The sequence below is a fragment of the Mycoplasma pogonae genome (genome assembly GCF_054170725.1).
In genome coordinates, this window is sequence record NZ_JBSWZS010000013.1 from 39,111 (window position 1) to 48,681 (window position 9,571).

Here is a 9,571-nt window from a genome sequence, read left to right on the forward strand (position 1 = left end):
TTAATAAATATCAATTATTTAATCAAAATTTAATTAATGATATTTATTGTAATTATTGTAATTTAAATTAAGAAAAGGTATTATGAAAAGTTTTAAAAGTCAAAGCAAAAATTCTAAATTTATAAGGAGGAGCGTATTATTAGTATTAGCTGCAACACCATTAGCAGTTGCAGTTTTTGCTTTTAGCACAATTGCTCCAAAAACAAATGTAGCAAATCCAACAGCAGTCACATTTACAAGTTATAGTGCTGCTACAACAACGGCAAAACCTGCAGAAACTATTGAAAGTATCAAAACAGAAACTACGGGTGTTATTCAAGGTTTACAAAGTTTATCTGAAGAATTAAAAAATGATTTAAAATCTCAGCTTGAAAAAATTAAAACTGATAACCCAAGTATTCAAGTAGCTCAATACAAAGTAAAAACTAATCAATTGAAATCAAAAGCTCGAGGTTTAGATCGTGAGTCCAAAAAAGTTGCTCCAGAGCTTAAAAAATATTTAGATTTATTAACTACGCAAAAATATGTTCAAGCATCTAACGCAGCAGCGCAAGATGAAGAAGTTTTTAAAGCCTTGGAATCAGTATTTAGTGATCCATCTCGTACTGGAGAAAATGCAAACACACTTGAAAGAGTTAATAGTGGTCGTCTAAATGCTGATTATAGTGTTAATACATTTAAAGTAAAAGTAGGAGCTACAACTGAAAAAATTACTGCAGCAATTCAAAAAATTACTGAAGCAGCAGAATCACTAGATGGTGATAAGGTTGTTTTAGAAAATAAAAAGCAAGAAATTAAAAATTCTTTAAATGATGCACCTTTAAATCAATTAGCTCAAGTAGCTAAAAACTGATTAGAAACAGAATTAGAAAAAATTGATAACGAAGAAGGATTAGAACCCATTAAAACTAATGTTGAAAAAACTAAAACTTTAGTTAGCCAACTTAATTCTAAAATAGTAGAATTAACAACTCAAAAAACTAATCCAGCTGAAAACTTTAATTTAGCAGACGAAGATAAAAAAAATAAATTCACCAATGTTCTAGACGCACTATTAACTTCTAATACTTCCAATTTATTTGATTCTACAACTAGCGAAGCTACGACTGCTAAATTAGCTGAAGCAAATAATTTAGAACTAAATGGAACTTTTAATTTAACTTTTGCAAAAGGGCAAATTAATCTTTTATCTAGTTTAAGTGGATTACAAAGAAATCAAGCAAATTTAAAATTAGAAAAACTTCTTTCAAAACAAGAGCTAGATGATGCTATTGTAAGATTTACTGAGATTAACACTAATTTATCAACAGCAAAAACACTAATTAATAATAATTTAATTAATTTAAGTAATGCATTAAAAGATAAATTTATTGAAACATTAGATGCAATTGATGTCACTGATCTTACAGCATCACAAATGAAAACACAGTCAGACACAGAAATAACTAATGCACAAGCATTAAATAGTAAATTTGTTGAATTAAAAGCTGCTTATGATAACTATAAATCTCAAATGTCACAAGCAAAATATGTTGATGCAACAGAAGGGATAAAATTATCTCAGGATGCTGAGGTTGCTTCGGCATTAACTTCAGTTTTAGATGCTTCAACTACACCAAGTGTTACAAATGAATTGCAAGGTAAAGTAAAAGTAAATGCCACAGTTGCTGATATTGAATCAGCAATTAATACAATTAATACTGCGATAGCTACATTAGATGGTGATACTAATTTAGAATCAGAAAAAAATAAAACAAAAGCTAAAACAAATGAAGGGGCTGAATTTTCTGTTTTCAATGAAGCAACAAAAACAGAATTTAATAAACAAATTAATGTAGCCAATTTTATATCAGAAGTTGAAGCAGTAGATGCCAAAGGTGTAAAGGCCCTTAAAAGATTTAGCACTATTTTTCAAACTATTACAAATTTAGAAAATATTAAACCTGAAATTAATTATAAATTAGCTAATGATCCAGAAATTAAAGCAGTTGATGATGCTTTAGCAAATTTAACCACTTTTAAAGCAACAAATTTATTAGAAGATACATCTGATGCGGAATTAGAAAAACATAAAACAAATGCAGATACTGCTTTAACAAATTTAAATGGTAATACAAACTTAATTAATGCTGAAACTAAAGTTGCTGGTTTAGAACACATCCCAGCAAATGAAAGAGAAAAAGCTAAGCTAAGCTTACCAAAAACTACACTAACTGATTTAACCCAAAGAGTTAGTGACTTAGTAGAAGTTAATACAACTATCAGCAATAACAAATCTACAATTGAAACTCTTTTAAAATTAAGTCAAGAATTCAGGTCTATTTTAAAAGTAGAAGCAGCTGCTATTAATGTTGATCAAACTAAGGTAAATAATCTTGAACACACAAATAATGTGACTCAAACAGCAGTTGCCTTAAACAAAAAATACCCAACATTCCAAAATGCTAGTGAAGATTATATTTCATTACACCAAACATCAATTTATAAGGCTTCAACTAATAAAAATCAACAAAATACTGCTGTAACAAAAGCTTTAAATACTGTTTTATCTGATACACGTAAAGATTTAGACTTTAACTTTAATACAAACACTTTTAAATATGGTACTGATATGGCTAAAGTTGAACAAACAATTGCAGCAACAAAAGCTGCAATTAAAGCGCTTGACGGTGAAGCACAAATTTTAAAAACCAAAGCTGCAGCAGCAGAAATATTCACTACAGATGAAAAATTTAAGTCATTATCTGAAGTTTCTAAAGCAACATTACAAAAATTAATTAATGCAATTAGTAGTAATCAAAATGACTGAGAACAAAAAATAACAGAAGTTAAACAAGAAGCTGAAAATGCATTACTAAAGCTTGAAAAAATTAATGCTAATATTGCTTTAGCTGAAGCAAATGCTGATTATGAAAAGGTTACTGAATTGCAACAACTTAAACAAGTTGATTTAGTTGATGTATCAAAATTTCAAGATTTTTACAATCCCACACCAACTAATGAAACAAATTCAAATAAAATTTGATGATTGCTATCATTATTTGCTTTAATTCCTATTTCTATTGGCTTATTATTTACCAAATTTAAGCACAAAATTAAATAGCCAAATTATTTGAATTTATAAACTAATATCTTGCTAAGTTATAAGGAACTAGCAGGATATTTTTTTATGTAAAATTTATTTTTTTAACCTTAATTTAGATTATTTTTGTTGAAATTTTCTGAAAAATATTTATTTAATTTAATGAATTTAATTAAATGCTTCTTATATATATATATATATATATATATTAGAATATAACAACTAATATTAATGGATATATCGAAGCTTCATTTTATTAGTTTTTCCTAGTGTTAAATTTGATTTTTTAGAATCATTTTAATACCTTTAAATTCGTTAATTAAAAATTTATCTTATAAACACAATTTTAGCTATTAAATCTAACTTTTAAAGAAGGTTTTATGAAAAATTTTAAAAATAAGAAGTATCAAAATATTAAAAAAAATTGTTTCTTTTTAATGGGTAGTATCCCTGTTTTATTAGCTGCTTCTATAGTTTCTTCGGAGCCGACAGGTCCGCGAGAAGGTGAATCAATCGAGAATTGAGTTAACAGATCTTTCGATTCATTAACATCAGCTCAAAAAAAAGCTTTTTTACCTTCTCTTGAAAAACACTTCATAACAAAAGATATAAAATGAGTTAATACAATGATGAAAGATTTACGCATTCATTATTCTTTTGCTAATGGCATTATTTATAATGATTCAAATCCATATTTAGATTTATATAAACACGCTGACATGGGATTGGCTCTAGAATTCCAATCCCAATTTTTTGCAATTAAAAACATGTTTAAAGATGATTATTCAATCATTGACATTGCTACAATACAAAGGAGAAGAAGTGAATTTTTACAAAGTTTAAATAAGTTAAATGGTTTTACAAATGAAATCAAAAAACTTATTAATAGTAAAAGAAATTTAACAAATTCACAAAAAAACAATTTAGAAACAGAAATTACAAAAGAACTAAAAAAAATAAAAAGAAATGAATCTGATGAACAAAACAATATAAATGGCACTTTCTTAGCAAAAGTAAATGCATATAAAAAACAAACTGATGATTTAGAAAATCAAATGCTTATTCTAAAAAATACATTAGATGAATACAAAAATAAAAAAACAAGTACGAAATATTTAACATCAACAACTGGAACTAAAAGTGCTTTTGACTCAGCTCTTCTTGCTGGGACAATAAATACATCTTACTCGGACATTAACCCTACTAAAATTGAAGAGTTAAAAAACAATATTATTAATACTTATAATAATCTTGATGGTTCTGACAAAAAAGATATTTTAAAGGCTAAATTAAAAACGGTGCCATTTAATGAATGAAATCCATCAACGATTGCAACAATAGGTTCTGCAATAGATGCAGTAAGTGATTCTGATCTAATAGCCATTGAAACAAAACTAAATAAATTGGGTAGCGAATATAGTGATGCAAAAAACACACTTAGAGATCTTGATGATTATAAAACTTCTGTTGCTTCTGAAGTTGATTACAGGTTAGCTGAAAATAATAAAAAATTAGATTATGATGCAAAATTTACAGCTTTAAAAAATAAAATTGATAATGCTCAAAATACTAGTGGAATTAATTTTTGAAATGATGCTTCAAAATCTGATTTTAAAACTGCAGAAGTTGATTTATCTAATGCTAAAAGTACATTAAAAGGTAGAGAAAATAAAAATAAGGCCATTGCAGAAATAACTAGTTTACTAAATATAGATGATGTTACAAAAACAGAAATGGAAAATAGCATAGATGATAAGGTAACTATTCCTGACAAAACTACTTTGGATAAAAAGTTAGCTGATCTTAAAGCTGCTAATGATAAATTTGATGCTTTAAAAAATAAATTAAAAGAGTATACTGATACAATCGGTACAGAGCAGCATGATCTTGCAACAAATAAAATTAATTTAGATAATAAAGTTATAGATGCTTTAAATTTAATTTTAGAGTCTCCCAAAATTACTAATATTTCTAATTCTACTAATCTTAATAATAGAAAAATAAATGCAACAAATGCAGCCGCTGTTGATGCTACTATTAAATCAATTGATGATGCTTTAAAAGCACTTGATGGTAATGATGTAGCTAAAAAAAGAGATAAACAAAATTTAATTGATAATGCAAAAGCAGAAATTAATGCTCATAAAAATTTATCAGATGCTGAGAAAAAAACTTTTATTGATAAATTAGGTACTTTTGACGCAAAGGATACAATTGAATCAATTGATGCTTTAAAAGCAAAAATTAATACTGTAAAAAATGAAGCAACAATTTTAAATAATTTAAATAAGGCTAAGGTAGATTTAAAAGCAAAATTAAAAACATCTCCATTTAATAAATTAAATGCAGCAACAATTACTGAATTTGAAACAAAAATTAATGCAATTTCAGATATTAGTGCTTTAACTCCAATAGAAACTCAAGCTAAAGCATTAGCTGATAAAATGGATGAATGAAAAGCTAAACTTATTGAATTAGAAGCTGGAAAAACAAGTGAAAATTATAGCTTAGCTACAAAAGCTCTACAAGATACTTTTGATGCAGAATTAACTAATTTAAAAAACAAAATTGAAATTCAAAATATCGCTGATAAAACTATAACTTCATTAGATAAACTAATTACTAATGCTGAAACAGCTAAAAATAATTTAAATGGTTTATTAAACAAAAGAAAACAAGAATCAAGAGATAAGTTAGGCGTTTCGCCTTTAACTGAATTAAATGCAGAAACAATTATTGAAATTAATAAGCAAATTAATGCAGCTACTGATACAGAAACGCTAAACCCACTAGATACAAAAGCTTTAAATGTTGCAACAGCATTTAAAGTTTTAAAAGATAAAATAACTAATTTAGAATCATATAAAAATAATCCTAATTATATACTGGCAGATGATAGTAAAAAAACTAAATTTGATACAAGTTTAGATGCATCAAAAAAAGAATTAGCTAAAACAGGAAATATTTTAGATGCGCCGCCTAATACATTTACTAATTTAGCTGATGAAGCAGAAAGTGCCAAAAATGATTTAAATGGCAATAGCAATCTAACGGCAACAAAAACAGCTATTAATAATTTAACAAATTTAAGTATTAATCAAAAAAAACAAGCCACAGATAAAATATCAGATTTTACAAAAATTACTTCAAAAACAACTTTAGATAATGCTAAGAATTTATTTAGTGATATCGATAATAAAATTGGAACCACCAAAACAATAATTGATGCAACTGATAATTTAATTCTTTCAGAAAAAACAACATTTAAAAACAAACTAGGTGATATAGATATTAGTGATCTTTTTGCGGAACAAGCCAAAAATAAAATTGATGAAATTAAGTTAGAAGCTAAAAAAACTGCATGATTTAATAAAGCCATTAAAGAAATAGAAAGATTAGAGCATTTATCTCATACTTTAATTGAAAAAGTTAAGGCCAAATTAAATAGTTTTAATAAAGTTGATCCCAGTGAAACGGAAGCTAATTTTAAAACAAAATTAGATCAAATTGTTAATAAGACAAAAGCATTAAATAATAAATATACAAATGAAATTGAAGTTAAATTTAATGCTTATGTTGGCACAATTGGCACAACTAAATATGATGAAGCTGATAACAAAGATGAACAAAATAATGCTGTGTATGCAGCATTAAATGAAATCGTTGCTCCAAAAATTACAAAACCTTCAGTGTTAGCTGCTACAGAAAGAATCAATACTTTAAAAATTGGTCCTGGAACTGATGATTCATTAGATACAGAGGCATTATTAGATGCTTTATTAATTAAAGTTAGTGAAGTATCAACAAAAATCGAAAAATCAAAAGATGCCTTAAATGGCGAAAATGTCTTAGCAACAAAAATTGCAAATAAGAAAAAAGATTTAATTGATAAAGTTGATAGTAAGTCAGAGTTTAATGAATTACCAACTGATGATGTAACTAATTTCAAAAATAAAATTAATAATTCAACATCATTAATAGAACTAGAAAAATTAGATAAAGTAATTGATGATACAGCATTAGTAACTAGTCAAATTAAACAAAGAATTGAAAAATTAAAAGAAAAACTTATAGAAACAAATTACAAATTATCTGACGCCACAAAGCAAAAAGAATTTGATGATATTATTAAAAAATTAGAAGATCATTTAAAAGAAAATTTATTTGATGATACAAAAAGATCTGCTGCAACTACTGATTTAAATAATTCAACTATAGCTATTGCTGAAAGTAAATTAAATGGTGAAGATAATTTAAAAAATGTTATTAAAGAAGTTCAAGCATTAGACCACTTAAGTAACGATCAAAAAAGTCAAGCAGAAACAAAATTAGCAGATTTAACAAAAATTACTTCAAAAGCTGATTTAGAAACTGCAAAGACGCTATTTGCTAATATTAATAATAAAATTGAAGCAGCTAAATCTAAAATTAATACCTTATCACATTTAATTAAAATTACTAAAGATAAAGCAATAGAAAATTTGAGGAAAATTGACATTTCATTTGTTAATGAAGCTACAGCTACAACAAAAATTAATGAAATTGTTAATGCATCTGAAACATTAAATAATTCATTAAAAGAGGAATTAATTAAATTAAAAGCAGCTTTAAAAAATTACACCGATGAAATTGGTAAATCAAAACATGATGTGACTCAAAATGTTGCAAATGTTGATCAAGAAGTAATTTCTGAATTAAAAAAAGTATTAAGTGATATTACTGCAACAACTTTAACTAACGGCTTTAATGTTGATGATAAAAAATTATCAACTAATGATGTAAATCTAGTTAAAACAGCAATTGCTAATATTGAAACAAACTATGCTAAATTAAATGGTGACACAGAAATTAAAAATATAATTGACCAATTAGATATAGATCCTTTGAGTAGTTTGAACGACGCTACTAAAGATGGTATTAAAGCAGCTGCTAATACCGCAACTTCTTATTCTAATCTTCGTGAAATTGTTTCAAAAGCTAGCCAAGCAGTAGCTGACAATATAACGATTACAGCTAAAATTGCTGAAATGAAATTAGTAAAAGATAATGCAAATTATAAACTTGCTAATACTGGATTAAAAAATACTTTTGACACTGAAATTACAAATTTAGAAACTCAATTAAAAAATTATAATTTATTTAATAAATCAACAATAGAAATTGCAAATATTATCAAACCTATCAATGATGCAAACGCCGCTTTAAATGGTAATTCCAATCTTTCTAATGCAGAAAGAGATATTAAGGCATTAATAAACTTACCAGCTGATAAGCAAAATACAATTATTTCTGAACTTAAAGATTTAACAAAGATTGATGATAAAACAAAATTAGACAATTTAGTAACTAAATTTACCGATGTTAATAGTTATATTGAAACTAAAAAAACAGAAATTGAAGCATTGGATCATCTTTCTTCTGAACTTCAAGATGAGTTTAAAGCAAAATTTGGAAATATTAATGATTTAAATCAAGATGCAGCTAATATTAAATCAGAAATTGATACTAAATTCACCGAGGCTCAAGCAATTAATAATAAATTTAATAATTTACAATCTGAAGTTGCTAAATATAAAATTGCACTTACACAACCAGAATATACTGAGGCAACTTCAGAAAATAAAAATGATCAAAACCAAAAAGTTAAAGATGCTTTAGAATCAGTTTTAAAAGACAAAACTTATACTAATATTGAAACAGATTTAGCTGAGTTAACAAATGAAACATATAAATCAGGAGTAACACTAGCGATAGTTCAAGATGCAATTACTAAAATAACTGATGCTTTAAAATCACTAAATGGTTTAACCCAAGTTAATGATGACAAAACAAAAATTAGAGATAAAGTTAATAGCGCTACAGGAATCTATAATCCTTTAAATGATGATACAAAAACTGCTATTTTACATGACATAGATAAACCTAAAACTGACACCAAATCAGAAGTTAATGCAATTGACACTAAAGCAGGCAAAACCTTAGATTTACATAATCGTTTAACAGCTAAAATTACTGAATTAAAAAATTTCAAAACTGATCCAAACTATAAATTAGCAAGCGGTGTAGAAAAAAATAATTATGATTTAGCTTTGGAAAAATTAAAAGAACAATTAATTAAAAACTTATATAATGATACTAATAGTGCCGAATCAGAAGGTGCAATTATTTCAGCCGATGCTGCTAAAGCTGCTCTTGATGGAAATGAGAACCTAGCTAACACTAAAACAACTATTGATGGTTTAACTAACTTATTAGATTCAACTAGAACTGATATCACAACAGATTTAGATAATATTAATAAATATGGTTATAAAGCAGCGCTTGATGCTGTAGCTACTAAATTTAGTGCAATTAATACTAAATTAAGACAAGTAGATACTAATATCAATGACTTAAATCATCTTTCACAAGCTGCTAAAGATAGCTTCATTAATGAAGCCAAAACAATTGATTTTAATAGTGACCAAACAACTATTGAAACTAAAATTT

2 protein-coding genes are annotated in these 9,571 nt (G+C 26.3%); both read left to right on the forward strand.

Annotated elements, in window-relative coordinates; all coding sequences use genetic code 4:
- Nucleotides 1-82 precede the first annotated feature (82 nt).
- Nucleotides 83-3,103, forward strand: coding sequence for a hypothetical protein (locus ACW95P_RS04285; RefSeq protein ID WP_457962016.1), 3,021 nt, complete (start codon nt 83-85; stop codon nt 3,101-3,103).
- Nucleotides 3,104-3,462: 359 nt separating this feature from the next.
- A partial coding sequence (locus ACW95P_RS04290) for a hypothetical protein (protein ID WP_457962017.1) occupies nt 3,463-9,571 on the forward strand: 6,109 nt, incomplete at its 3' end.